The sequence below is a fragment of the Streptomyces sp. NPDC036764 genome (genome assembly GCF_055609385.1).
In genome coordinates, this window is record NZ_JBVJPT010000006.1 from 1 (window position 1) to 23,842 (window position 23,842).

25 protein-coding genes are annotated in these 23,842 nt (G+C 70.4%); 10 read left to right on the plus strand and 15 right to left on the minus strand.

Features of this window, described 5'->3' with window-relative positions; genetic code table 11:
* Nucleotides 1–359 precede the first annotated feature (359 nt).
* On the minus strand, nucleotides 360–1,010 hold the full coding sequence (locus tag ACZ69Q_RS22775; RefSeq protein ID WP_471044706.1) for a DNA-3-methyladenine glycosylase: 651 nt from the start codon (nucleotides 1,008–1,010) through the stop codon (nucleotides 360–362).
* Between the two features lie 139 nt (nucleotides 1,011–1,149).
* On the opposite strand from ACZ69Q_RS22775, the gene ACZ69Q_RS22780 reads away from it, so the two are divergent.
* The 3 genes from ACZ69Q_RS22780 to ACZ69Q_RS22790 all read left to right on the plus strand — a co-directional run bounded on the left by ACZ69Q_RS22780 (nucleotide 1,150) and on the right by ACZ69Q_RS22790 (nucleotide 3,167).
* Nucleotides 1,150–1,932: a sporulation protein gene (locus ACZ69Q_RS22780; protein WP_471044708.1), complete on the plus strand. Its 783-nt coding sequence runs from the start codon at nucleotides 1,150–1,152 to the stop codon at nucleotides 1,930–1,932.
* Between the two features lie 43 nt (nucleotides 1,933–1,975).
* Entirely contained in the window at nucleotides 1,976–2,515 is a 540-nt protein-coding gene (locus ACZ69Q_RS22785) for a YbhB/YbcL family Raf kinase inhibitor-like protein (RefSeq protein WP_471044711.1), read from the plus strand.
* Nucleotides 2,516–2,660: 145 nt separating this feature from the next.
* Nucleotides 2,661–3,167, plus strand: a complete 507-nt coding sequence (locus ACZ69Q_RS22790) for an HNH endonuclease (RefSeq protein WP_471044713.1) — start codon at nucleotides 2,661–2,663, stop codon at nucleotides 3,165–3,167.
* A 140-nt stretch (nucleotides 3,168–3,307) separates the two neighbouring features.
* On the opposite strand, the gene ACZ69Q_RS22795 is transcribed toward ACZ69Q_RS22790, so the two are convergent.
* The 3 genes from ACZ69Q_RS22795 to ACZ69Q_RS22805 form a co-directional block, all read right to left on the minus strand.
* Nucleotides 3,308–4,249: an SPFH domain-containing protein gene (locus tag ACZ69Q_RS22795; RefSeq protein ID WP_471044716.1), complete on the minus strand. Its 942-nt coding sequence runs from the start codon at nucleotides 4,247–4,249 to the stop codon at nucleotides 3,308–3,310.
* A 144-nt stretch (nucleotides 4,250–4,393) separates the two neighbouring features.
* On the minus strand, nucleotides 4,394–4,825 hold the full coding sequence (locus ACZ69Q_RS22800) for an NfeD family protein (protein ID WP_471044718.1): 432 nt from the start codon (nucleotides 4,823–4,825) through the stop codon (nucleotides 4,394–4,396).
* 107 nt (nucleotides 4,826–4,932) lie between these two features.
* Nucleotides 4,933–5,730 carry an ABC transporter ATP-binding protein gene (locus tag ACZ69Q_RS22805; protein ID WP_471044720.1) on the minus strand — a complete coding sequence of 266 codons (798 nt, stop codon included), beginning with the start codon at nucleotides 5,728–5,730 and terminating at the stop codon, nucleotides 4,933–4,935.
* A gap of 138 nt (nucleotides 5,731–5,868) precedes the next feature.
* Here ACZ69Q_RS22805 and ACZ69Q_RS22810 point away from each other — a divergent pair, with 138 nt between their 5' ends.
* Nucleotides 5,869–6,657: a hypothetical protein gene (locus tag ACZ69Q_RS22810; RefSeq protein WP_471044722.1), complete on the plus strand. Its 789-nt coding sequence runs from the start codon at nucleotides 5,869–5,871 to the stop codon at nucleotides 6,655–6,657.
* Nucleotides 6,658–6,884: 227 nt separating this feature from the next.
* Here ACZ69Q_RS22810 and chpE read toward each other — a convergent pair whose 3' ends face one another.
* The 3 genes from chpE to ACZ69Q_RS22825 all read right to left on the minus strand — a co-directional run bounded on the left by chpE (nucleotide 6,885) and on the right by ACZ69Q_RS22825 (nucleotide 9,111).
* Nucleotides 6,885–7,130: a chaplin ChpE gene (chpE, locus tag ACZ69Q_RS22815; RefSeq protein WP_147996851.1), complete on the minus strand. Its 246-nt coding sequence runs from the start codon at nucleotides 7,128–7,130 to the stop codon at nucleotides 6,885–6,887.
* A 168-nt stretch (nucleotides 7,131–7,298) separates the two neighbouring features.
* Nucleotides 7,299–7,940, minus strand: a complete 642-nt coding sequence (locus ACZ69Q_RS22820) for a response regulator (protein WP_471044725.1) — start codon at nucleotides 7,938–7,940, stop codon at nucleotides 7,299–7,301.
* Complete coding sequence (locus ACZ69Q_RS22825) at nucleotides 7,933–9,111, minus strand: GAF domain-containing sensor histidine kinase (RefSeq protein WP_471044728.1); 1,179 nt, start codon at nucleotides 9,109–9,111, stop codon at nucleotides 7,933–7,935. The genes ACZ69Q_RS22820 and ACZ69Q_RS22825 overlap by 8 nt, the downstream gene beginning before the upstream one ends.
* Nucleotides 9,112–9,351: 240 nt before the next feature.
* On the opposite strand from ACZ69Q_RS22825, the gene ACZ69Q_RS22830 reads away from it, so the two are divergent.
* From ACZ69Q_RS22830 to ACZ69Q_RS22840, 3 genes are all read left to right on the plus strand, one after another.
* Nucleotides 9,352–10,053 carry an SDR family NAD(P)-dependent oxidoreductase gene (locus tag ACZ69Q_RS22830; RefSeq protein WP_471044730.1) on the plus strand — a complete coding sequence of 234 codons (702 nt, stop codon included), beginning with the start codon at nucleotides 9,352–9,354 and terminating at the stop codon, nucleotides 10,051–10,053.
* On the plus strand, nucleotides 10,050–11,207 hold the full coding sequence (locus ACZ69Q_RS22835) for an S-adenosylmethionine:tRNA ribosyltransferase-isomerase (protein ID WP_471044733.1): 1,158 nt from the start codon (nucleotides 10,050–10,052) through the stop codon (nucleotides 11,205–11,207). The genes ACZ69Q_RS22830 and ACZ69Q_RS22835 overlap by 4 nt, the downstream gene beginning before the upstream one ends.
* Before the next feature lie 299 nt (nucleotides 11,208–11,506).
* Nucleotides 11,507–12,283 (plus strand): transglycosylase SLT domain-containing protein, encoded by a 777-nt coding sequence (locus tag ACZ69Q_RS22840; RefSeq protein WP_471044735.1) that lies wholly within the window; start codon nucleotides 11,507–11,509, stop codon nucleotides 12,281–12,283.
* A gap of 88 nt (nucleotides 12,284–12,371) precedes the next feature.
* Here the strand turns inward: ACZ69Q_RS22840 and ACZ69Q_RS22845 are convergent, their stop codons facing one another.
* Nucleotides 12,372–14,894, minus strand: coding sequence for an ABC transporter ATP-binding protein/permease (locus ACZ69Q_RS22845; protein WP_471044737.1), 2,523 nt, complete (start codon nucleotides 14,892–14,894; stop codon nucleotides 12,372–12,374).
* 239 nt (nucleotides 14,895–15,133) lie between these two features.
* On the opposite strand from ACZ69Q_RS22845, the gene ACZ69Q_RS22850 reads away from it, so the two are divergent.
* Nucleotides 15,134–17,140 carry a streptophobe family protein gene (locus ACZ69Q_RS22850; protein WP_471044739.1) on the plus strand — a complete coding sequence of 669 codons (2,007 nt, stop codon included), beginning with the start codon at nucleotides 15,134–15,136 and terminating at the stop codon, nucleotides 17,138–17,140.
* Nucleotides 17,141–17,332: 192 nt separating this feature from the next.
* A complete protein-coding gene (serB, locus tag ACZ69Q_RS22855; protein ID WP_471044741.1) occupies nucleotides 17,333–18,553 on the plus strand; it encodes a phosphoserine phosphatase SerB in 1,221 nt (406 codons plus the stop codon).
* Nucleotides 18,554–18,650: 97 nt separating this feature from the next.
* Here serB and ACZ69Q_RS22860 read toward each other — a convergent pair whose 3' ends face one another.
* The 4 genes from ACZ69Q_RS22860 to ACZ69Q_RS22875 all read right to left on the minus strand — a co-directional run bounded on the left by ACZ69Q_RS22860 (nucleotide 18,651) and on the right by ACZ69Q_RS22875 (nucleotide 21,091).
* Nucleotides 18,651–19,169 carry a SixA phosphatase family protein gene (locus tag ACZ69Q_RS22860; RefSeq protein WP_471044744.1) on the minus strand — a complete coding sequence of 173 codons (519 nt, stop codon included), beginning with the start codon at nucleotides 19,167–19,169 and terminating at the stop codon, nucleotides 18,651–18,653.
* 65 nt (nucleotides 19,170–19,234) lie between these two features.
* The gene (locus tag ACZ69Q_RS22865; RefSeq protein WP_471044747.1) at nucleotides 19,235–19,441 is read right to left on the minus strand and encodes a hypothetical protein; all 207 of its coding nucleotides are present in this window, start codon (nucleotides 19,439–19,441) and stop codon (nucleotides 19,235–19,237) included.
* 192 nt (nucleotides 19,442–19,633) lie between these two features.
* Entirely contained in the window at nucleotides 19,634–19,750 is a 117-nt protein-coding gene (locus ACZ69Q_RS22870; protein ID WP_093745518.1) for an SGM_5486 family transporter-associated protein, read from the minus strand.
* Between the two features lie 48 nt (nucleotides 19,751–19,798).
* Nucleotides 19,799–21,091: a CynX/NimT family MFS transporter gene (locus tag ACZ69Q_RS22875; protein ID WP_471044750.1), complete on the minus strand. Its 1,293-nt coding sequence runs from the start codon at nucleotides 21,089–21,091 to the stop codon at nucleotides 19,799–19,801.
* Nucleotides 21,092–21,161: 70 nt separating this feature from the next.
* On the opposite strand from ACZ69Q_RS22875, the gene ACZ69Q_RS22880 reads away from it, so the two are divergent.
* Entirely contained in the window at nucleotides 21,162–21,854 is a 693-nt protein-coding gene (locus tag ACZ69Q_RS22880) for a FadR/GntR family transcriptional regulator (protein ID WP_471044753.1), read from the plus strand.
* Here the strand turns inward: ACZ69Q_RS22880 and ACZ69Q_RS22885 are convergent.
* From ACZ69Q_RS22885 to fabG, 3 genes are all read right to left on the minus strand, one after another.
* Entirely contained in the window at nucleotides 21,832–22,194 is a 363-nt protein-coding gene (locus ACZ69Q_RS22885) for a hypothetical protein (protein WP_471044756.1), read from the minus strand. The genes ACZ69Q_RS22880 and ACZ69Q_RS22885 overlap by 23 nt on opposite strands.
* A gap of 162 nt (nucleotides 22,195–22,356) precedes the next feature.
* Nucleotides 22,357–23,124: an enoyl-ACP reductase FabI gene (gene fabI / locus ACZ69Q_RS22890; protein WP_471044759.1), complete on the minus strand. Its 768-nt coding sequence runs from the start codon at nucleotides 23,122–23,124 to the stop codon at nucleotides 22,357–22,359.
* Nucleotides 23,125–23,129: 5 nt separating this feature from the next.
* Nucleotides 23,130–23,834, minus strand: a complete 705-nt coding sequence (gene fabG / locus ACZ69Q_RS22895; protein ID WP_093907345.1) for a 3-oxoacyl-[acyl-carrier-protein] reductase — start codon at nucleotides 23,832–23,834, stop codon at nucleotides 23,130–23,132.
* Nucleotides 23,835–23,842: the final 8 nt, after the last annotated feature.

Genomic DNA, 23,842 nt, shown 5'->3' on the forward strand with positions numbered 1-23,842 from the left:
AGTTCTCAAGGAACGGACGCTTCCTTTGTACTCACCCTCTCGGGCTTTCCTCCGGGCGCTTCCCTTCGGTCTTGCGTTTCCGACTCTATCAGATCCTTTTCTCGATCCGATTCCCTGTCGGCGGGATTGCCTTGGGGCTTGGGCTTTCGCCCGTCGCCCTTTCGACATTCACTACGTTAGCCGATTCCCCCGCCCGATTCATAATCGGGGTTCCGCGGATTCGAATTCGGGCATGCGGGCACGCCAGAATCGACCCCGCTGAGGGGTTGTCGTAGGTAGTGGGTTGGCCGCTCCGGCTGCTGACTTCGCAGTACCCGGTTCAGCGGCTCGGGCCACGTTACGCGTCCCGTCATGGCGCGTCAACTTGAGCGACGCTTGGGGACGTGAGCCCGATAGGGGCTGACCGTAGGGTCGTTGGCGATCCAGTAGCGCCAGGGGTGGAAGTCGCCGTTGCCCCCGTCACCTGCCACGCCGGTCCGTGGACCGTTCCGTACCTGGTCGGAGGGGAACGGGGTGCCGGTGAGGATCCTCAGCGGGGTCTCGCCGGAGGCGCAGGCGTCCGTGCCGTCCAGGGCTCGGTCCACGTCCAGGGCGGTGGCCAGGCGGGCCGGGCCTTTGGCCAGTTCCTTGTCGTTGCGGGCCGAGAGTCGACGTGTGCGGGCGAGCTCGGCGCCCTCCACGATCTCGCCTGCGCGCAACAGGACCGCGCTCGCCCGGCCTACGGGACCGCACACCAGGTTCATGCAGTGCCACATGCCGTAGGTGAAGTAGACGTAGACGTGTCCGGGGGGACCGAACATCACGTCGTTGCGGGGTGTGCGGCCGCGATAGGCGTGGGAGCCGGGGTCATTAGGACCGTCGTAGGCCTCTACCTCTGTGAGGCGGATGGCGATCGGACCGTCCGGGGTGGTGCGTACGAGGATGCGGCCCAGGAGGTCGGGGGCGACCTCCAGGACGGGGCGGTCGAAGAAGTCCCGTGGCAGGGGCGTACGGTCGGGGGTCGCGATCATGCCGTCCGAGGGTAGTGGAGACGGGTGGTCGCGACGGGGGTGGTCAGGAAGCGTGCGCCTTGCCAGGGTGGTCGCGGAACCGGCCACGGCCGGATCGCGTTTGTAGGGATCAGGGATCCACTCTGAGAAGAGGAGAGTCATGGCGTTCAAGAAGCTGCTCGCGAGCCTGGGGGCCGGCGGTGCTTCGGTCGAGACGGTGCTGACCGAGGTCAACGTCGTTCCGGGCGGTGTCGTCCAGGGTGAGGTGCGGATTCAGGGCGGGTCCGTGAGCCAGAACATCGAGGGCCTGTCCGTGGGTCTTCAGGCGCGTGTCGAGGTCGAGAGCCAGGACTCGGAGTACAAGCAGGACATCGAGTTCACGAAGATGCAGCTCGGCGGTGCCTTCGAGCTTCAGCCCGGGGCGGTGCACGCGGTGCCGTTCGGGCTGGAGATCCCATGGGAGACGCCGGTCACGACGATCGACGGTCAGGCGCTGCGCGGCATGAACATCGGTGTGACGACGGAGCTGGCGATCGCCCGGGCCGTGGACTCCTCCGACCTGGACCCGATCAACGTGCACCCGCTGCCCGCGCAGAAGGCGATCCTCGACGCCTTCATCCAGCTCGGCTTCCGCTTCAAGAACGCGGACATGGAGCGCGGCCACATTCGCGGTACGCGCCAGAAGCTGCCGTTCTACCAGGAGATCGAGTTCTTCCCGCCGCAGCAGTACCGCGGGATCAACCAGGTCGAGCTGAGCTTCGTCGCCGACGGCAACGCGATGGACGTCGTCCTCGAGATGGACAAGAAGCCGGGGCTGTTCAGCGAGGGCAGTGACACCTTCCGTTCGTTCCAGGTGGGTCTGAACGACTTCCACGGGACCGACTGGGCGGCGTACCTCAACCAGTGGCTGTCCGAGGTCGGCAGCAAGCGCAACTGGTTCTAGGCTCGGAACTGCTGATTCCACTGTTTCGTCAGGAGGTATCGAAGTGACCGAGCCCAAGCGGCGGCCGCTGCCCCACGACTTCCATCCGCCCGTGCCGTCCTTCACGGTCACGAGCGAGGATGTCGCGGCCGGCGGGACCCTCAAGGACGCGCAGGTCCACGCGGCCGGCAACACCTCGCCGCAACTGCGCTGGGAGGGCTTCCCGGCCGAGGCCAAGAGCTTCGCCGTGACCTGCTACGACCCGGACGCCCCTACGGGGAGCGGGTTCTGGCACTGGGTCCTCTTCGACATCCCGGCCTCCGTGACCGAGCTGCCTGCGGGTGCGGGCAGCGGCAAGTTCGAGGGGCTGCCGGAGGGTGCCGTACAGGCGCGGAACGACTACGGGTCGAAGGACTTCGGGGGTGCCGCGCCACCGCCCGGTGACGGGCCGCACCGCTATGTGTTCACGGTGTACGCCGTGGACCAGGAGAAGCTCGGTCCGGACTCGGACGCCAGTCCGGCCGTGGTCGGCTTCAACCTGCGGTTCCACGCGCTCGCGCGTGCGCATGTGATCGCCGAGTACGAGGTGCCCGCCGAAGCCTGACGTTCATGGAACGTTTGCCCGCCCCCGGTCATGGAAGTGATCGGGGGCGGGCATTTTTTATTTCGTTGTCCATCTCGGCGTGCCCGGCCAGAGTTGATCCCAGCCCGCCAGGGGGTGGGCAGGTGCGCACGGGAGGTGGGCTGCAATGCGGGACACGCTGGTACTGAACGCGAGCTTCGAGCCGCTGTCGACGGTGACGTTGAATCGAGCCGTCGTTCTGGTGCTTCAGGACAAGGCCGTCGTCGAGCAGGCCCACCCCGAACTGCGTATGCGTGGAGCGGAGGTCGACATACCCGCGCCCCGGGTGATCAGGCTGTGCAGGTACGTACGGGTGCCGTTCCGAAGACAAGCGCCGTGGTCGCGGCGGGGTGTTCTGGTGCGGGACCGGCACCGGTGCGCGTACTGCGGGCGCCGGGCCACGACCGTGGACCATGTGGTGCCGCGGTCGCGGGGTGGGCAGGACACTTGGCTGAATACGGTCGCCTCGTGTGCGGAGGACAATCACCGCAAGGCTGACCGGACTCCTGAGCAGGCGGGTATGCCGTTGCTTCGGGAGCCGTTCGAGCCGACGCCTGCCGATGCGATGTTGCTGGCGCTGGGGGCCGAGGAGTTCGAGGCGCTGCCGGATTGGCTTGCCCGGGACGCTGCGTGACCAATCGCCGTAAGGACTGGGGTGGTTGGTCGGGTGCGGGCCGCTCGTGGCTTGTCGCGCGGGTCCCCGCGCCCCTGAACGGCGTTGGGGCCCGCCTTCCTTGAGAAGGCGGGCCCCTTTGTCGTACGACGAACCGTGCGTCAGTCGATCGACGGCTTCTCTCGGCGTTCCGAGCCGGAGGAGCTGTTGCCGCCTGAACCTCCGCCCAGGCCGCCCAGGTTGCCCATGGCGCCGGAGAGGCCCTTGAGGGCGTCGCCGATTTCGCTGGGGACGATCCAGAGCTTGTTGGCGTCGCCCTCGGCGATCTTCGGGAGCATCTGGAGGTACTGGTAGGACAGGAGCTTCTGGTCCGGGTCGCCGGCGTGGATGGCCTCGAAGACCGTGCGGACCGCCTGGGCCTCGCCTTCCGCGCGCAGGGCGGCTGCCTTGGCCTCACCTTCGGCGCGCAGGATCTGGGACTGCTTCTCGCCCTCTGCGGTGAGGATGGCGGCCTGGCGCGTACCTTCCGCGGTGAGGATCGCGGCGCGCTTGTCACGGTCGGCGCGCATCTGCTTCTCCATCGAGTCCTGGATGGAGGTGGGCGGTTCGATCGCCTTGAGCTCGACGCGGTTGACGCGGATGCCCCACTTGCCCGTCGCCTCGTCGAGGACGCCGCGCAGGGCCGCGTTGATCTCCTCGCGGGAGGTCAGGGTGCGCTCCAGGTCCATGCCGCCGATGATGTTGCGGAGTGTGGTGACCGTGAGCTGCTCGATCGCCTGGATGTAGCTGGCGACTTCGTAGGTGGCCGCGCGGGCGTCGGTCACCTGGTAGTAGATGACGGTGTCGATGTTCACGACCAGGTTGTCCTGGGTGATCACCGGCTGCGGCGGGAACGGCACGACCTGTTCACGCAGGTCGATGCGGTTGCGGATGGTGTCGATGAACGGGACCACGATGTTGAGGCCCGCGTTGAGTGTCCGCGTGTAGCGGCCGAAGCGCTCGACGATGGCCGCGCTCGCCTGCGGGATGACCTGGATCGTCTTGATCAGGGCGATGAAGACCAACACCACCAGAATGATCAGGACGATGATGACCGGTTCCATCGTCGTTCCCCGTATCCCTTCTCCGCTGCGGCAACTTCGGCAGATCTTATGCTTGTTGAAGATCTTGCTGGTCGAGTCTGACAGACCGTCGCGTACACCGTGGCCGTTCGCGCCAGATACGTCGTGCGAGGTCACGGTGCGAGGTCACATGACGATGGCCGTGGCCCCCTCGATGTCCACGACGTCCACTTCCTGACCTACTTCGTAGGCGCGGCCGGTGTCGAGGGCGCGTGCCGACCAGATCTCTCCGGCCAGCTTGATCCGGCCGCCCGAGGCGTCGACGCGCTCCAGAACGACGGCCTGTTTGCCCTTCAACGCCTCGATGCCGGTGGCCAGTTGGGGCCGTTGTGCGCGATGCCGGTTGGCGATGGGCCGTACGACGGCGATGAGTGCGGTCGAGACGACGACGAAGGCCACGACCTGGACGACGGCGTCACCGCCGAAGATGCCGGCCGCCACCGCGGCCGCGACGGCGCCGACCGCGAGCATGCCGAGTTCGGGCATCGCGGTGATCACGAGCCCGATGCCGAGCGCTGCCGCGCCGATCAACCACCAAACCCACGCGTCGATTTCCACATGGTCATGGTAGGACCGCAGGCCCTGTCGCCGACAGGGCGCCGATCGTTTGAAAGGCCCTTCTTACCGGGGTTCTCCACTGGGGTTTCGCGGGGTGAAGGAGCGGGTCAGGAGAGCGGGAGGCCCTGTGCCGTCCAGCGGTCGCCGACCTGTTCGACGACGAGGGGGAGGCCGAAGCAGAGGGAGAGGTTGCGGGAGGTGAGTTCGAGCTCCATGGGGCCGGCGGCGAGGACCTTGCCCTGACGGATCATCAGGACGTGGGTGAAGCCCGGGGGGATCTCCTCGACGTGGTGGGTGACCATGAGCATCGAGGGGGCGATCGGGTCGCGGGCGAGGCGGCCGAGGCGGCGGACGAGGTCCTCGCGGCCGCCGAGGTCGAGGCCGGCGGCGGGCTCGTCGAGCAGGAGCAGCTCGGGGTCGGCCATCAGGGCGCGGGCGATGAGGGTGCGCTTGCGCTCGCCCTCGGAGAGGGTGCCGAACTTCCGGTCGGCGTACTCGGTCATGCCGAGGCGGTCGAGGAAGGCGCGGGCACGCTGCTCGTCGATCTCCTCGTAGTCCTCGTTCCAGGTGGCGGTCATGCCGTACGCGGCGGTGAGCACCGTCTGGAGGACGGTCTGGCGCTTCGGGAGCTTCTCGGCCAGGGCGATGCCGGCCACACCGATGCGCGGGCGCAGCTCGAAGACGTCGGTGCCGGGCTTGCCGAGGGTCTCGCCGAGGATGGTCGCGGTGCCCTTGGTGGGGTAGAGGTAGCTGGACGCGACGTTGAGGAGGGTGGTCTTGCCGGCTCCGTTCGGGCCGAGGATGACCCAGCGCTCGCCCTCCTTGACCGACCAGGAGACCTGGTCCACCAGAGCCCGGCCCTCACGGACCACAGATACGTCCTGAAGCTCCAGAACATCGCTCATGAGCGCGTTGTCTCCCCTTGCAGTGTGACCGGTCTCGGCGTCTCAGTGGTCGCGTGCGCCCGTGGGCGCAGCCCTCAACGAAATCTACGCCACCGGTCCACCCCTTCATTCCATCGGTCCGGTCCTTAGGCTGGGGGCATGCTTTCGGAACCACGTTCAGGACGTCTTGCCGCTTGGGGAAATGCCCTTTTGGCCGGGCTTGTCTCACCGGATGACGCCGTGCAGGAGATCGTCGGCGACGACGCCGCGCACCGGGTGGAGGGGTTGCCCGGCGAGTCGGCGCCCGTGGGGCTCACGCTGGGGTTGGGACGGCTGCGGACGCTCGGGGTGAGCGCGCTGCGGGTCGCGCTGCCCGCGCCGGGGCACCCGCTGGGGCTGAGCGGGCCTCCGGAGTTCAACGCGCGGGCGATGGATGCCGAGGAGGCGGTGATCTGCCACGGTGCCGCGCTCGGGCTGGTGCCGGAGGTGTACGAGGCCGGGCCCGACGGTGATGTGCATGCCGAGGTCGTCTGGCAGGTGCTGCCGGTACGGGAGGCGCCGCCCGCGGACGTGCCGTCGCTGGGTGAGGCCGAGCGGGAGCTGGCGGAGGGCCTGCGGGAGGCGACCGAGGTGCTGTCCCGGCTTGATGTGGCCGGATCGGGGCCGGTGGCCGAGGCGGCGATCGATGCGTACCGGGCGCGGGCCGAGCGGGGGCGGGAGATGCTGGCGCCGGGGTATCCGCCGCGGGCGGTGCGGGTGCTGGAGCTGGCTCAGCGGGTGGGGATGCTGCTGTCGCTGGCGCGGGAGAACGGGCACGGGGGTGCGGTGAGCTCCGCGGAGATGGTGGCTCGGACGGAGGCGTTGCGGCCGGTGGAGCGGGTGGCTCGGCGGGCGCAGGTGGCTGCGTACAACTCCGTTGTGGAGGAGCGGGAGCGGGGCGTGCGGTGAGTGTCGGGTTCTTGGTGCGGCGTTCGTGTGAGCGTGCCTGGGGGCTCTGCCCCCAGGCCCCCGTGTCGGCCCTGAAGGGGCCTCGTCCTCAAACGCTGGACGGGCTGGGGTGTGACTGACCGGCGCTGAGAGGGACCCGCCCCTCGAGACCCGGCCCCCCGTCGACGCAGACCGGCCCCCCGGGGAAACCCGGGGGGCCGGAGGTCACTGCCTGTTTTGGGGGGTCGTCACTTGTTGACGGCCAGGTTGCCGAAGGCGGGGTTCAGGATGCCGACGACGTTCACGCTGTTGCCCGAGACGTTGACCGGGATGTGGACCGGGGCCTGGACGAGGTTGCCCGAGGCGATGCCCGGGGAGCCCACGGCCTGGCCGTCGGCGTGCGCGCCGTCGGTGGCGGAGGCCATTCCGGCACCGGCGGCCAGCAGGCCACCCGCCACCATCGTCACGGCCGCTGCCTTCTTCAGGTTCTTCACTTCTAAGCCCTCCTTGCGATTGCCGCGGCAGTCGCCGCAGCACGCACTGGAGAACGGCGGAGATCCGCGAAGGATGCGCCATCCGGGGGACATTCCCACGACGGTATGAATCTCAGTCCGGAGCGGAACCCTCCGTATTGCCGTCCGTGATGCCGTGCGGAGAGCGTTTCAGCCGGTCACGCCATGGCGTACGGCCCACAGGGCGGCCTGGGTGCGGTCTGCGAGGTCGAGCTTCATCAGGATGTTCGAGACGTGCGTCTTGACGGTCTTCTCCGACAGGACCAGGGCTCTGGCTATCTCGCGGTTCGAGCGGCCGTCCGCGATGAGGCTGAGCACCTCGCGCTCCCGCTCCGTGAGCGATCCCCCTCTCCCCTGCCCCGAGTTGGCCTCCTCCTGGGACAGCAGGGCGCCGGCGACCTCGGGCTGGAGCAGGATGTGGCCGGCGTGGACCGAGCGGATGGCTCCGGCGAGCGCGTCCGGGTCGACGTCCTTGTAGACGTACCCGGCGGCGCCCGCGCGCAGGGCCGGGATCACCGTGCGCTGTTCGGTGAAGCTGGTGACGATGAGCACGCGCGCGGGGTTGTCCAGCTCGCGGAGCTTGCGCAGGGCGTCGACGCCGTCCATCCCCGGCATCTTGACGTCCATGAGGACGACGTCCGGCCTCAGCTCCTCGGCGCGGGCCACTCCTTCGGCGCCGTCCGCGGCCTCGCCCACGACCTCGATGTCGTCCTGCACCTCGAGGAAGGTGCGCAGGCCCCGGCGGACCACCTGGTGGTCGTCGACGAGCAGCACCTTGATTGCGTCAGCCACCGGGGACCTCCATCTCGATCACGGTGCCCTTGCCGGGCGCCGATTCCACGGTCAGCGTGCCGCCGACGCCGCTCGCCCGGTCCCGCATGGAGACGAGGCCCAGGTGGCGTCCGGCACGGCGGATCGCCTTCGGGTCGAAGCCGCTGCCGTCGTCCGTGATACGCAGCACGGCTCCGCTGCCGCGCCGGTCCAGCGTCACGTCGACGTGCTCGCCGCCGGAGTGCCGCAGGGCGTTGTGCAGGGCCTCCTGGGCGACGCGCAGCAGTGCCTCCTCCTGGGAGGAGGGCAGAGCCTTCACGCCGCGGCCGGCGAAGGTGACGCGGGCGGTGTGGGCGCGGTCCAGGACCTGTATCTGGGTGCGCAGGGTGGCGACGAGGCCGTCCTCGTCGAGGGCTGCGGGGCGCAACTCGACGACCGCGGCGCGCAGTTCGTCGGCGGCCTCGGCGGCGAGCGCGGCGACCTGGTGCAGCTCGCCCTTGGCGCGGGACGGGTCGCGGTCGATCAGGGCGGTGGCGGCCTGGGCCGTCAGGCGCAGCGAGAACAGTTTCTGGCTGACCGCGTCGTGCAGTTCGTGGGCCAGGCGCGAGCGCTCCTCGGCGATGGTCAGCTCGCGGCTGCGCTCGTACAGGCGGGCGTTGGTCAGGGCGATCGCGGCGTGCTGGGCGAGGATGGAGAGGAGTTCCTCGTCCTCCTCGGTGAAGCCGCAGCTTCCTTCCGGCTTCGGGCTCGGGGGGTGTGGGGGGTGTCCCCCCACAGAACGCAGCTTGTTCGCGAGGAACAGGGCGCCGATGACCTCGTCGCCGTCGCGGATCGGCAGGCCGAGGAAGTCGGACATGTCGGGGTGCGCCGACGGCCAGCCCTCGAAGCGGGGGTCCTTGCGGACGTCGGCGAGGCGCTCGACCTTGGCGTCCTGGAGCATCGCGGCGAGGATGCCGTGCTGGCGGGGCAGCGGGCCGATGGCCTTCCACTGGTGGTCGCTGACCCCGTCGACGACGAACTGGGCGAAGCCTCCGTGGTCGTCCGGCACGCCGAGTGCGGCGTACTGCGCGTCGAGCAGTTCGCGGGCCGAGGCGACGATCGTCTTGAGGACGTCGCGCACCTCCAGATGCCTGCTCATGGCCAGCAACGCGGAGCTCACCGCGGCTAGGCCGGACCTGGGGGCTTGACTCATGCCCTCACGGTACCGGCGGGGTGTGACAGCCGGATCGGACCTGTGGTGCCGGCCGGCCAGGACCGTGGTCCTAGTCCTTTGGTCCCCCGATCGGCGGCGTAGGTCGAACGTCCCGGGTGCGCGGCTTAGGACGAAGGGCCCCGCGATGTTGCGGCCCGCGTCCGAGGCGGGGCCGGCGGGCCCGTTCCTACGTTGAGGGCACCGCCGATCCGAGGCGGCTGGGACGAGGGGACGGTTGTCATGCCGGTAGCGATCATCACGGGGGCCTCGAAGGGGCTGGGGCGGGCGCTCGCCGAGGCGCTGGCCGCGCGCGGCTGGGATCTGGTGCTGGACGCCAGGACGCCGGAGGTACTCCAGGAGACGGCGGCCGGGCTACGGGACGCGCACGGCACGCGCGTGACGGCCGTGCCGGGGGACGTCACGGACGCCGGGCACCGGGCCGCTCTGGTGGCGGCCGCCTGGAGGCTGGGCGGCGTCGATCTGCTGGTGAGCAACGCCAGCGCACTGGGCGCCGAGCCGCTTCTGCGGCTGGAGGCGCTGCCGCTGGAGGGGCTGCGGCGGGCGCTGGAGGTGAACGTGGTCGCCGCGCTGGCCCTGGTGCAGGAGGCACTGCCGCTGCTGCGGGCGGCCGGGACGGGCGCCGTGATCACGGTCAGCTCGGACGCGGCCGCCGAGGCGTACGAGACATGGGGCGGGTACGGGGCGTCGAAGGCGGCGCTGGACCATCTCGCGGCCGTGCTCGGCGAGGAGGAGCCCGGGCTGCGGGTGTGGGCGGTCGACCCCGGGGACATGGCCACGGACCTGTACACGGCGGCCGTACCGGACGACGACGATCCGCGGCCCGCGCCGGCCAGTGTGGTGCCGGCGTTCCTGCAGTTGCTGGACGAGCGTCCGGCGAGCGGCCGCTACGGGGCTCCCGCTCTGCTGGAGGGGCGGCGATGACGCTGGCGGTGAGGGTGCCGGAGGAGTTGTCGGCGCGGGTTCCCGCCGAGCAGCGTGGACCGGGGCTGGGCCGGGACGCCGTACGGCTGCTGGTGTCGCGGGGCACCGCGGTGTCGCACCACGCGTTCGCTGAGCTGCCGCGGCTGCTGCGGGCCGGGGATCTGCTGGTCGTCAACACCTCGGAGACGCTGGCCGCGGCCGTGGACGGGCGGATCGGGCACGCACGCGTGGTGGTGCACTTCTCCACGCGCGGGGATGACGGGCGGTGGGCCGTCGAGCTGCGCGATCCCGACGAGCGGGGCACCACGCGCGCGCGTGCGGGAGCGCCCGCGGGTACTGAGGTGCGGCTGCCGGGCGGGCTGCGGCTGGTCCTGGAGGAGCCGGTGAGCGCGGGGAGCGAGCGGCTGCGGTGGGCTCGGGTCGCCGGGGCCCTGGGGAGTGGGCGTGCGGACCGTCACAGGCCAGGGGGCGAGGCGGCTCCCTCGGCGGCCGGTGCGGGCTCGGGGATCCTCGGGCTCATGCGGGAGCACGGGCGGCCCATCCGTTACTCCTATACCGAGCGTGATCAGCCGCTGTCCGTGTACCAGACGGTGTTCGCGCTGCCGTCGGCCGATGGTGCGGGCAGCGCGGAGATGCCGAGTGCGGCGCGGCCCTTCACGGCCGGGATGGTGACGGAGCTGGTCAGCCGGGGTGTGCAGATCGCGCCGATCAGTCTGCACACCGGGGTGGCCTCGGCCGAGGCGCACGAGCCGCCGTATCCGGAGCGGTTCGCGGTGCCGGAGGCGTCCGCGCGGCTGATCAACGCGGTGAAGGCCGGGGACGGCCGGGTCGTCGCCGTAGGGACGACGGCCGTGCGGGCCGTGGAGTCGGCGGTGGACGCCGACGGGGTCGTACGCGCGCGTGAGGGGTGGACGGATCTCGTCGTGACGCCGGAGCGGGGGGTGCGGGTGGTGGACGGGCTGCTGACCGGGCTGCACGAGCCTGAGGCATCGCATCTGCTGATGCTGGAGGCGGTCGCCGGGCGGGCCGCGATCAGCCGTAGTTACGAGGAGGCGCTGCGCGGGCTCTACCTGTGGCACGAGTTCGGCGACGTGCACCTCATCCTCCCGGCGGAGAACCCTCACGCAGAGCATTGCTCCAGCAACTGTTGGTGAGACCGATACACGCCTGATGTGAGCCCGCGCATAGGGCCCACATCACGTACGAAAGTCCGTAGTAGGTAGTGACGTCCCTTTTGAGCGGCACAGACGGCCCTGTCTGTCCTATTTTGCCCTTCCTGGCTCCACTATCGGGGATCGTACGTCACACCTTTGCCAGGCAATTTTGCGGCCGCTAACAATGGCTCTCGTCGCTCAGCGCCGTGGGTTCAGCCCGCGGCGTTTGTGCAGGAAGCACCCGTGTCCCGCGTCGGACAACGAGCGACCTCCGCGCTATTCGAAGAGGTCCTACTGCCATGCTCAAGAACGCCAAGAACCGTGGTCTGAGTCGTTCCATCAACAAGCGTCAGAAGATCGCGATCGCTGGTGTCACCACTCTCGGTGCCGCCGCCCTGGCAATCTCCGCCGTACCCGGAAACGCCCAGACGACCACGGCCGAAGCCCCCGCGGGCAAGGTGGCCTACAGCAACGAGCAGATCAAGGACGTCAAGGGCAGCGTCACCGACCAGCTCGCCGCCGACAAGGTGAAGGCCGAGGCGCTGGTGGCCAAGCACAAGGCCGCCGTGGCCGCCGCCAAGCACCAGGCCGCCGTGGCCCACGACAAGCACGTGGCCGCCAAGGCCGCCGCCAAGCAGCGGGCCGGCAAGGCCGCCGCCGCGAAGAAGGCCGCTGCCGAGCGCAAGGCGAAGGAGGCCGCGAGCCGGTCCGCCAAGCGCGCCGCGGTCAAGCCGGTCGCCGTCAAGAAGAGCTACGCCAACAACCTCGACGGCTGGATCCGTGAGGCCCTGGACATCATGAAGAAGCACAACATCCCGGGCACCTACCACGGCCTGCACAAGAACATCATCCGGGAGTCCTCGGGCAACCCGAACGCGATCAACAACTGGGACATCAACGCCCAGAACGGCGTCCCGTCGATCGGTCTGCTCCAGGTCATCAAGCCGACCTTCGACGCGTACCACGTCCCGGGCACGGCCTGGAGCCAGTACGACCCGGTCGCGAACCTGACCGCCGCCGCCAACTACGCGGCCGACCGGTACGGCTCGATCGACAACGTCAACAGCGCGTACTGAGCGAGGTAGGCGCGGGCCTCTGATCCGTACGCCGAAGGGCGGCACCCTCCTGACGGGGTGCCGCCCTTCGGGCGCTGTACGAGGACGGCTACTTGCGCATGACCTCGGGCTCGTGGCGGCGCAGGAAGCGGGCCACGAAGATGCCGCAGATCACGCCCAGGACGATCAGGGCGATCATGTCCATGGCCCAGACGCCGACCGCGTGCTCCCACAGCGGGTCGTTGCTCTCGCCCTGGCCCGGCGGGCTGATCTTGTTGAAGTCCAGCGTGGCGCCCGCGGCGGCCACCGCCCAGCGCGACGGCATCAGATACGAGATCTGGTTGGCGCCGATCGAGCCGTTGAGGGCGAAGAGGCAGCCGGTGAACACCACCTGGATGATCGCGAACATGACCAGCAGCGGCATGGTCTTCTCGGCGGTCTTCACCAGGGCCGAGATGATCAGGCCGAACATCATCGAGGTGAAGCCCAGCGCCATGATCGGCACCGACAGCTCCAGCAGCGTCAGCTTGCCGAAGACGAGGCCCTCCTCCGGGATCTCCCGGCTGGCGAAGCCGATGACGCCGACCATCAGGCCCTGGAGCACGGTGATGAAGCCGAGCACGAAGACCTTGGACATCAGGTACGCCGAGCGGGACAGGCCGGTCGCGCGCTCCCGCTCGTAGATGACCCGTTCCTTGATCAGCTCACGCACCGAGTTCGCGGCGCCGGCGAAGCAGGCGCCGACCGCGAGGATCAGCAGCACGGTGGTGGCCGTGCCGTTCGGGATGATCCGGCCGGTCTGCGGGCTGGGCGGGTTGGGCAGCAGGCCCTTGCCCGAGTCGATGAGCAGGCTCACCGCGCCGAGCACGCCCGGCAGGATCACCATCAGGGCCAGGAAGCCCTTGTCGGACGCGATCACCGACACATAGCGGCGCACCAGCGTCAGGAACTGCGACAGCCATCCCTGCGGCTTCGGCGGCTTCATCGCCTGCATCGGCGGCATCTGTACGGACTGCGGCGCAATCGCGTCGATGTCCGCGGCGTACATCTGGTAGTGCTGCGAGCCCTTCCAGCGTCCGGCCCAGTCGTAGTCGCGGTAGTTCTCGAAGGCGGAGAAGACGTCGGCCCAGGTGTCGTAGCCGAAGAAGTTCAGCGCCTCCTCGGGCGGGCCGAAGTAGGCGACCGCGCCGCCCGGCGCCATCACCAGGAGCTTGTCGCACAGCGCCAGCTCGGCCACCGAGTGGGTGACGACGAGGACCGTACGGCCGTCGTCGGCGAGGCCGCGCAGGAGCTGCATGACGTCGCGGTCCATGCCCGGGTCGAGGCCCGACGTGGGCTCGTCCAGGAAGATCAGCGACGGCTTGGTCAGCAGCTCCAGGGCCACCGAGACGCGCTTGCGCTGACCGCCGGAGAGGGACGTGACCTTCTTGTCCTTGTGGATGTCGAGCTTCAGCTCGCGCAGCACCTCGTCGATGCGGGCGTTGCGCTCGGCCCCCGTGGTGTCGGCCGGGAAGCGGAGCTTGGCCGCGTACTTGAGGGCCTTCTTGACGGTCAGCTCCTTGTGCAGGATGTCGTCCTGCGGGACCAGACCGATGCGCTGGCGCAGCTCGGCGAACTGCTTGTAGAGGTTCCGGTTGTCGTAGAGGACGTCGCCCTGGTTGGCGGGGCGGTAGCCGGTGAGTGCCTTGAGCAGGGTCGACTTGCCCGAGCCGGACGGGCCGATGACCGCGATGAGCGACTTCTCCGGGACGCCGAAGGAGACGTCCTTGAGGATCTGCTTGCCGCCGTCGACCGTGACCGTGAGGTGGCGGGCGGAGAAGGAGACCTCACCGGTGTCGACGAACTCCTCGAGGCGGTCGCCGACGATCCGGAACGTGGAGTGACCGACGCCGACGATGTCGGCGGGGCCGAGGAGCTGCGAGCCGCCCTTGGCGATCGGCTGGCCGTTGACGTACGTGCCGTTGTGGGAGCCGAGGTCGCGGATCTCCATGCGGCCGTCGGGTGTCGAGTGGAACTCGGCGTGGTGCCGGGAGACCTGGAGGTCGGAGACGACCAGCTCGTTCTCCAGCGCACGGCCGATGCGCATGACGCGGCCGATCGAGAACTGGTGGAACGTGGTGGGGCTGCGGTCGCCGTAGACCGGCGGCGCCCCCGCGCCACCGCCGGGACCCTGCTGCTGCGGGATGTGCGCGGCCTGCTGCGGCTGCTGCCAGCCGGCCTGCTGCGCCTGCTGCTGGGGCTGCTGCTGCGGCGGGGCCTGCTGGGCCCAGCCCGGCTGGGCGCCCTGCGCGGCATACGGCTGCTGTTGTGGCTGGACCTGCGGCGTGGCGACGGAGGCCGCGGTGCCGGAGAGGTCCAGGCGCGGTCCGTCGGTCGCGTTGCCCAGGTACACGGCCGCGCCCGGGCCGATCTCCAGGTGATGGATCCGCTGACCCTGCACGAACGTGCCGTTGGTGCTGCCGTGGTCCTCGATGACCCAACTGCGGCCGCTCCAGCTAATCGTGGCATGCCGCCAGGACACCCTGGCGTCGTCGAGCACGATGTCACCCTGCGGATCGCGTCCGAGGGTGTAGGGCCTGGACGCATCGAGCGTCCAGGTCCTTCCATTCAATTCCAGTACGAGTTCCGGCACTCCATGCCCCACTGAGTAGTCCCCCGAGTTACCCCCAACACAGGGAGTCTAGGGATGTCGAACATCGTCGGGAACTATTTCAGGCTCCGCCCCCTGACCGAAAGCCGGGCCTTGTGTGGACCGCGCCCACGCGCTTCGACTGGTTCCGTTGACGGGGTTGAAACCAGCCCGGAGAGTGGTAATCCACGCGAGGGGGACATGCGCGGCGAACGGCCGCGCAGCGGATCGGGGGGTCTGCCATGAGCGCGTCCACGTACGTCGAGGCATCGAAAGGCGCGAGGCTGCCGTGGGGAGACATCCTGCTCTCCGCGATAGCCGCCGTGAGCTGGGCGTTGATCGGGATGGCGGGCACCGCGGCGCTCGGACTCCATCTGCTGGAGGCGGACTCGGCGAGTTCGCTCGGCCCGATGACCGCGGCTGTGGTGGCCCTTGGGGCCGGTGGTTCCGTCACACCGTCCGGGGATGTGTCCGCCTTCGGCTTGACCGGCGCCCAGGCGGCGACCGCCATCGAGATCACGCCACTCGGGGTGAGCCTCGTCGGCGCGGTCCTGCTGTCGTGGTTCTTCTTACGGTCGTTGCGGGGCGCGGGAGTTGTGATCGCGCCGGCCGAACTCCTCGCGCGCGGGGGCACGGTGGTCGCGCTGTTCGTCGCGATGCTGGGCGGCCTGGCGTGGGCCGGGCACGACGTCATCACGATCGACGGGAGCTCGCTGGGGCTGGACGACCTGCCGGGCGGGGGTGGCGGCGGCGGTCTCGAGATCCCCGGAGTCGGCGACATCGGCGGGCTGCTCCCCGACCAGGTCGGCGACCTCATCGACGCCAAGGCCGCGGTCGGCTTCACCGTGGACACGGCGCCGACGCTGCTCGGCGGGCTGGGCTGGTCCGCCGGCATCCTGCTGATCGCCCTGCTGGCCTCGCGCCGCACCCCGCTCCCCCGCGCCTGGGGCGCGGTGCACCGTGTCGTACGGCCCGCCGTGTCCGCCCTCGTCACGGTGCTGCTGGCGGCGGTCGTGGCCGGTCTCGCGGCGGCGGCGTACGCGGCGATCGGCGACGACCATCCCAAGCGGATCGCGGGCGCCGCGCTGCTCGGTGCCCCGAACGGCGTATGGCTCGGCATCCCGATCGGCCTGTTCGTGCCGTTCGACGGCCGGGCGACGGGAGTGCTCGTGGGCCTGCTCCCGGATCCCCTGGACGACCTCCTGAACAGCGGCACCGACCAGTCCGTGACGCTGAGCCGACTGGCCGACCTGGACAGCCGGGTGTGGCTGCTGGGCGTCGCCGCGGCGGTGATGATGCTGCTCGCCGGGGTGCTGACGGCTGTGCGGACGCCGGTGGTCCACGGGGGCGGCTGGGGGGCCGGGTCGGCGGCCGGATCGGGGGCCGGGTCGGTTGGTGGCCCGGGTGCCGGGTCGGTTAGTGGCTCGGGGGCCGGGTCCATAGGGGGCTCGGGTGACTACGGGGGCGTACGGGATCCGGGCGTCCTGCGTTTCGCCGGGCGGTGTGCGCTGCGGCTCGGGGTCGTCACCGCGTTGGCCCTGCCGTTGCTGGCGTGGCTGGCGGAGGTGTCCGTGGACGCCTCGCTGTCGGTGCTGGGCTTCGACGCGTTCGGCGCCGGGGTGGAGCTGCGGGGGAACCTCGGCATGGCGCTGGTCCTCGGGGCGGTCTGGGGCGCGGGGGCGGGTGCCGTGGGTGCGCTGCTGGCCCGCGCGACCGGGGCCGCGGGACAGCGGGCGACGCCGTTGGCCCGGGGGGCGACGGTGGGTGCCGTGGAAACGGCGGGCGCGGGCGGTCATGCGGGTACCGCGGGCGCGGGCGGTCATGCCGGTACGGCGGGCGCAGGCGGTCATCCGGGTGCGGCGGGCGCGAGCGATCATCCGGGTACGGCCGCCGAGGGCCGCGGTGCTTCCGGGCACACCGGCCGGTCAGGGCCGTACGCGCCCGGCACGCCGTACCGGCCCCCGAACCCCGCCACGAACCCTTACCTGCGGGTGCCGGAGGAGTTGCGCGAGCCGGAGGATGCCCGGCCGCCGGGCGGTGACCGCACGACCGATGAGCCCCCGCCCGACCGGGGCGACGACATCTACGGCGCGCCCACGGTCATGCGGCCGTTCACTCCGCCGCCGAGGTCGCCCCGGACCTCCCGGCGGCGTGGGAACGGGTCGTCGCCCGGGACGGGCGACGGGCCGCCGCCTCCGCCGCCACCTCCTCCTGCCCCGCCGCCGAGGAAGCCGAAGGGACGCCCGTGAGGTTCCGGCAGGCGTTCGGCACGTGGCCGTGAGGTGTCGGGCCACAGGTGCTCGTGGGGCGGTTCACAGCCACTGGTGCAGAGGTGTCCGGAACGTAAGGCCCTCGCCACCCGGTCGACACCCAGAGTTCCGTGTCCGCTAGACGGACCTCAGGGGCGGCAGGCACTGGGTGCCGGATACGGTGGAAGCACCATGAGCGCTTCGCAGACCTCAGAGATCCCCGCCGTCCCCACTCTTCTCGTCAAGATCTTCGGGAAGGACGGGCCGGGTATCACCGCCGGCCTCTTCGACACGCTGGCCGCCTACTCGGTCGACGTGGTCGACATCGAGCAGGTCGTCACCCGAGGCCGGATCACGCTGTGCGCGCTCGTGACGCAGCCGCCGGCCGGCATGGAGGGGGATCTGCGGGCGACCGTCCATAGCTGGGCGGAGTCCATGAAGATGCAGGCGGAGATCATCTCCGGCCTCGGCGACAACCGCCCGCGCGGCCTCGGACGCTCGCTGGTGACCGTGCTCGGGCACCCGCTCACCGCGGAGGCGACGGCCGCCATCGCGGCCAGGATCACCAAGTCCGGCGCCAACATCGACCGTATCTTCCGGCTCGCCAAGTACCCCGTGACCGCGGTGGAGTTCGCGGTCTCCGGCGCGGAGACCGAGCCGCTGCGCACCGGCCTGGTGACGGAGTCCGCGGCACTGGGTGTCGACATCGCGGTCGTCGCGGCCGGACTGCACCGCCGGGCCCAGCGTCTGGTCGTCATGGACGTGGACTCCACGCTCATCCAGGACGAGGTGATCGAGCTCTTCGCCGCGCACGCCGGCTGCGAGGACAAGGTGGCCGAGGTGACGGCGGCCGCGATGCGCGGGGAGCTGGACTTCGAGCAGTCGCTGCACGCGCGTGTGGCGCTGCTGGCGGGGCTGGACGCCTCGGTGGTGGAGAAGGTGCGCAGCGAGGTGCGGCTGACGCCGGGCGCGCGCACGCTGATCCGTACGCTGAAGCGACTCGGCTACCAAGTGGGAGTCGTCTCGGGCGGGTTCACGCAGGTCACCGATGACCTCAAGGAGCGGCTCGGGCTGGACTTCGCCCAGGCGAACACGCTGGAGATCGTCGACGGGAAGCTCACCGGCAAGGTGACCGGCGAGATCGTGGACCGGGCGGGCAAGGCGCGGCTGCTGCGCCGGTTCGCCGCGGAGGCGGGGGTGCCGCTGTCGCAGACGGTCGCGATCGGTGACGGGGCCAACGACCTGGACATGCTCAACGCGGCCGGGCTCGGCGTCGCCTTCAACGCGAAGCCGGTGGTGCGGGAGGCCGCGCACACGGCGGTGAACGTGCCGTTCCTGGACACGGTCCTGTATCTGCTCGGCGTCACCCGCGAAGAGGTCGAGGCCGCGGACATGCACGACGACGAGGACTGACGACCCGCACCCCCGGCCGGCCCGTACGACGGCCGGACGGCCGATGTGCGAAGGGGCCCGGCACCGTGACGGCGCCGGGCCCCTTGGTGCGGGTCGGTCACTCGGACGGAGCCCAGTAGTCGAGCAGCGTGGCCACGCCGGGCTCCAGCGTCTTCCAGGTGCCGCTGAAGGACAGGACGGCGAAGGCGGCGGCCGGGAAGCCGCGGCGGCTCATCCGCTCGCGCGCATCACCGTCGGCCGAGCCGGACAGGACGTCGGCGAGGCCCTGTACGCCGGGGTTGTGGCCGATCAGCAGGACGTTCTGCGCGTCGTCCGGGGTTTCGTTGAGCAGGGCGATCAGCTCGCCGGGCGAGGCCTCGTAGATCCGCTCTTCGTAGACGGTTTTCGGCCGGTGCTGGAACTCGTGGACGGCGAGCTTCCAGGTCTCCCGGGTCCGGGTCGCGGTGGAGCACAGGGCCAGGTCGAAGGGGATGGCGGTGTCTGCCAGCCTGCGGCCGGCCTCCGCCGCGTCCATGCGGCCCCGCTCGGCGAGCGGCCGCTCATGGTCGGTCACCTGTGGCCAGTCGGCTTTCGCATGCCGGAAGAGGACGATCCTGCGGGAATCTGCGACGCTCATGAGATCCAGCTTCGCACGAAACAGGCCATGGGGCGCAGGTAGTTGACGGGAGCCTCCGGGGGCGCTCAGTGCGTGATGAGCTGCTGGATGCGCTCGAAGAGCTGGGTGATCGCGGGCTCGGCGCTGGCGGCCTGCGCGTCCGCCGGGTTGAGGATCAGCGTCAGCAGCGTGATGAACGCGAGCGTCGGCAGGGCGAGCGCCCACCAGGGCAGCCGGATCTCGGCACGGCCCGTGGACGCCGGCTGGGGCGGGGTGTGCGTACGGGCCGACATGATGCCTCCGCGGATCTTCGAGTGGTCGGTGCCCGCCTGTCGCGGCCACACTTCGAAGTTACGGACCGATCGGCCTTCAACCCATCCGGTGATCCACCCAGTTGACCCTGACACTCACCCCCTAGGGGATGGTGGTGCTAGCCCCACCATCGGCCGCCGGCGTGTGCCTGGGGACGTCCGTCGGGGACCCTTTTAGGGTGAGGCGATCGTCGCGATGATGCCGATGATCACGAAGATGGCGAAGAACGCGCCGAAGACGAGCAGCAGCTTCTTCTGGCCGTTCTGGGGGTTCGGGTCGAGCACTGGCATACCGGAAGTCTCCCACCCGCCGCCCGTGCCCGCCTCGCCGGGGTGAGGTCAGCGGGCCGCCTCGTCCTCCACGGTGCGATTGCGTCCCGCGAGGACGCCTACCGCCATCTGCGGGATCATCAGGCCGGCCATGAGGGCGATCGGCAGCCCCCAGCCGCCGCTGTGCTGGTAGAGCACGCCGACCAGGAGCGGGCCGGGGATGGAGATCAGATAGCCGGTGCTCTGCGCGAAGCCCGAGAGCTGGGCCACTCCCGCGCTGGACCGGGCGCGCATGCCAACCATGGTGAGGGCGAGCGGGAACGAGCAGTTGGAGACGCCCAGCAGCACGGCCCAGACCCAGGCACCGGAGACCGGGGCGAGGTACAGGCCGGCGTAGCCGACGAGGCCGCAGGCGCCCAGCGCGAGCACGATCGGCCCCTGCTGGGGCAGCCTGGTGGCGAGGCGCGGGATGACGAAGGCCAGCGGCACGCCCATCACCATGGTGACGGCGAGCAGCAGCCCCGCCTTGCCGGCGTGCACGCCGGAGTCCCGGAAGATCTGCGCCATCCAGCCCATCGTGATGTAGGCCCCGGTGGCCTGGAGGCCGAAGTAGACCGCGAGGGCCCAGGCGGTGCGGCTGCGGGTGATGCGCAGCGGGGGCGCGTCCACGCGCGCGTGCCTCTCCCGGGCGGGCGCGCCGGGCGCCTCGCCCCGGTCCCGCACGAAGGGGATCCACGGCACCACCGCGGCCACCGCGAGGCCCGCCCACACCGCGAGGCCGCTGTGCCAGTTCCCGCCCAGCAGATCGGTCATCGGCACCGTCACGGCCGCCGCGGACGCGGTGCCGAGGGCGAGAGCCATCGAGTACAGGCCGGTCATGGAGCCGACCCGGTCGGGGAACCAGCGCTTGACGATGACCGGCATCAGGACGTTGCTGACCGCGATGCCCATGAGGGCGAGCGCGGTGGCGGCCAGGAAGCCGGCCGTGCTGCCCGCGTACGGCCGTACGAGCAGGCCCGTGGCGATGGCGACCATGCCGGCGCACACCACGGCGCCGGGGCCGAAGCGACGGGCCAGGCGGGGGGCCGCAACGCCGAAGAGGGCGAAGCACAGCGGGGGCACGGAGGTGAGGACTCCGGCCACGCTGCCGCTCATGCCGAGCCCGTCACGGACCTCTTCGAGAAGGGCGCCGAGGCTGGTGATGGCGGGGCGGAGGTTCAGTGCGGTCAGCACTATGCCGGCGACGAGCAGCCGCATCGTCCACGCGCGCGTGGGGGGTTCCGAGAGGGTGTGTGGCTCAGGGGTGCGTATGCGCATGGACGTCACCGTCCGGGTTTCCTCGCTTGCCATGAGACCCATCATAGAATCATAGGATGATTGGTTGTCCACCCCCGGGCCACCCGGATCCGGTCCTGACATGCGAAGGTGTGCCATGCCCCTGAGCAACCCCCGCCGCTCGGCACTGTCCGAGCAGGTCATCGCGGCCTTGCGGAACCAGATCGCCTCGGGCGAATGGCCCGTCGGCTCCCGCATCCCGACCGAGCCCGAGCTGGTCGAGCAGCTCGGCGTGGCCCGCAACACCGTCCGCGAGGCGGTCCGCGCCCTCGCGCACAACGGCCTGCTGGACATCCGCCAGGGCTCCGGCACCTACGTGGTGGCGACCAGCGAGCTGGCCGGCGTCATGCACCGCCGCTTCACCGACGCCGACCCGCGGCACATCGCCGAGCTGCGCTCCACGCTGGAGTCGGGGGCCGCCAAGCTGGCCGCCGTGCGGCGCACCGAGAAGGACCTCAAGCAGCTCGACACGCTGCTCGCGCGACGCGAGGAGGCCTGGGAGTCGGGCGACACGGAGGCGTTCGTGGCAGCGGACGCGACCTTCCACCTGGCGGTCGTCGCGGCCTCCCACAACGACGTGATGACCGCGATGTACGCGGACCTGGGCGAGGTGCTGCTGGACTGGCTGCGCGACGACGTCGGCACCGAGCTGACGCCGGAGGCGTACCTGGACCACGCGGGGCTGGTCGACGCGATCCGCACGGGCGACGCGTCCGCTGCCGCGGACGAGGCGGCGGGATATCCGTTCCACTGCCGCCCGGGCCGCGTCAGCCCTCCCGCCGGTGGCTGACCCACACCGAGTCGATCTCCTTCCAGCAGCGCGCGGTCAGCCGCACGGTCTGCGCCGGCTCGGCTTCCACCGGGGAGCCGTCGCTGTCCAGGTCCCACCAGCGGGCGCACTCCACGTGCAGGGTCACGCTGTCGGTCTCCGGATACGGGTTGTGGCAGTACGCGGTGACCCGGGAGCCGGTGACATCTATCCGGCACGCGGCACCGAACGGCTCCCCGGGCTCCGTCTCGGCGGCCGTTTCCGCGGGGTGCACACGCGCGTGGGCTATCGCCGCGCAGGACACAGGCAGTACGAGTGCGACGGCGACGGTCGTTGAGGCCAAGCGGCGGGACAAGCGCACAACGGGACCTCCTCGGCCGTACGGGAGAGGGGTTCGCGTGAGGAACGCGTACTTCAGGGTGCGCGGCCGCCGGCCCCGCCCGCCTCGCCGGATGGGCCGAACGGGTGACGCCCCGCTCCCCGCGCGGCGGCGGGAAACGGGGCGTCGACGACGTACGGGAGATCAGGCGCCGATGGCGTGCAGGCCGCCGTCCACGTGGATGATCTCGCCGGTGGTCTTCGGGAACCAGTCGCTCAGCAGGGCGACGATGCCCTTGCCGGCCGGCTCGGGGTCCTTGAGGTCCCACTCCAGCGGAGAGCGCTCGTCCCATACGGCGGCCAGGTCGCTGAAGCCCGGGATGGACTTGGCGGCCATGGAGCCGATCGGGCCGGCCGAGACGAGGTTGCAGCGGATGTTCTGCTTGCCCAGGTCACGCGCCATGTAGCGGCTGGTGGCCTCCAGGGCGGCCTTGGCCGGGCCCATCCAGTCGTACTGCGGCCAGGCGTACTGCGCGTCGAAGGTGAGGCCGACGACCGAGCCGCCGTTCTGCATCAGCGGCAGGCAGGCCATGGTCAGCGACTTCAGGGAGTACGCCGAGACGTGCATGGCCGTGGCGACCGACTCGAACGGCGTGTTCAGGAAGTTGCCGCCGAGGGCGTCCTGCGGGGCGAAGCCGATGGAGTGCACGACGCCGTCGAGGCCGCCGAGCTCCTCGCCGACGATGTCGGCCAGGCGCCCGAGGTGCTCGTCGTTCGTCACGTCGAGCTCGATGACCTTGGTGGGCTTCGGGAGCTTCTTGGCGATGCGCTCGGTCAGCGTGGGCCGCGGGAACGCGGTGAGGATGATCTCGGCACCCTGCTCCTGGGCCAGCTTGGCGGCGTGGAAGGCGATGGAGGACTCCATCAGCACACCGGTGATCAGGACGCGCTTGCCCTCGAGAATTCCGCTCATGGTGATCAGTGACCCATTCCCAGTCCGCCGTCAACAGGGATGACGGCTCCAGTGATGTACGAGGCGTCGTCCGAGGCGAGGAACCGCACCGTCGCGGCGATCTCCTCCGGCTGCGCGTAACGACCGAGTGGCACCTGCTTCACGATGCCCTCGCGCTGCTCGTCGGTGAGCACCTTGGTCATGTCGGTGTCGACGAAGCCGGGCGCGACGACGTTGAAGGTGATGTTGCGCGAGCCCAGCTCACGGGCGAGGGAGCGCGCGAAGCCGACCAGTCCGGCCTTGGAGGCGGCGTAGTTGGCCTGGCCGGGACCGCCGAACAGCCCGACGACCGACGAGATCAGCACCACGCGGCCCTTCTTGGCGCGCAGCATGCCGCGGTTGGCGCGCTTGACCACGCGGAAGGTGCCGGTGAGGTTGGTGTCGATGACCGAGGTGAAGTCCTCCTCGGACATGCGCATCAGGAGCTGGTCCTTGGTGACACCGGCGTTGGCGATCAGCACCTCCACCGGGCCGTGCTCGGCCTCGATCTCCTTGTAGGCCTGCTCCACCTGCTCGGTGTCGGTGATGTCGCACTTGACAGCGAGGAAGCCGGCCGGCGGCTCACCCGAGCGGTATGTGATCGCGACCTTGTCGCCGGCGTCGGCGAAAGCGCGGGCGATGGCGAGGCCGATGCCCCGGTTGCCTCCGGTGACGAGAACCGAGCGGCTCAACGGATCAC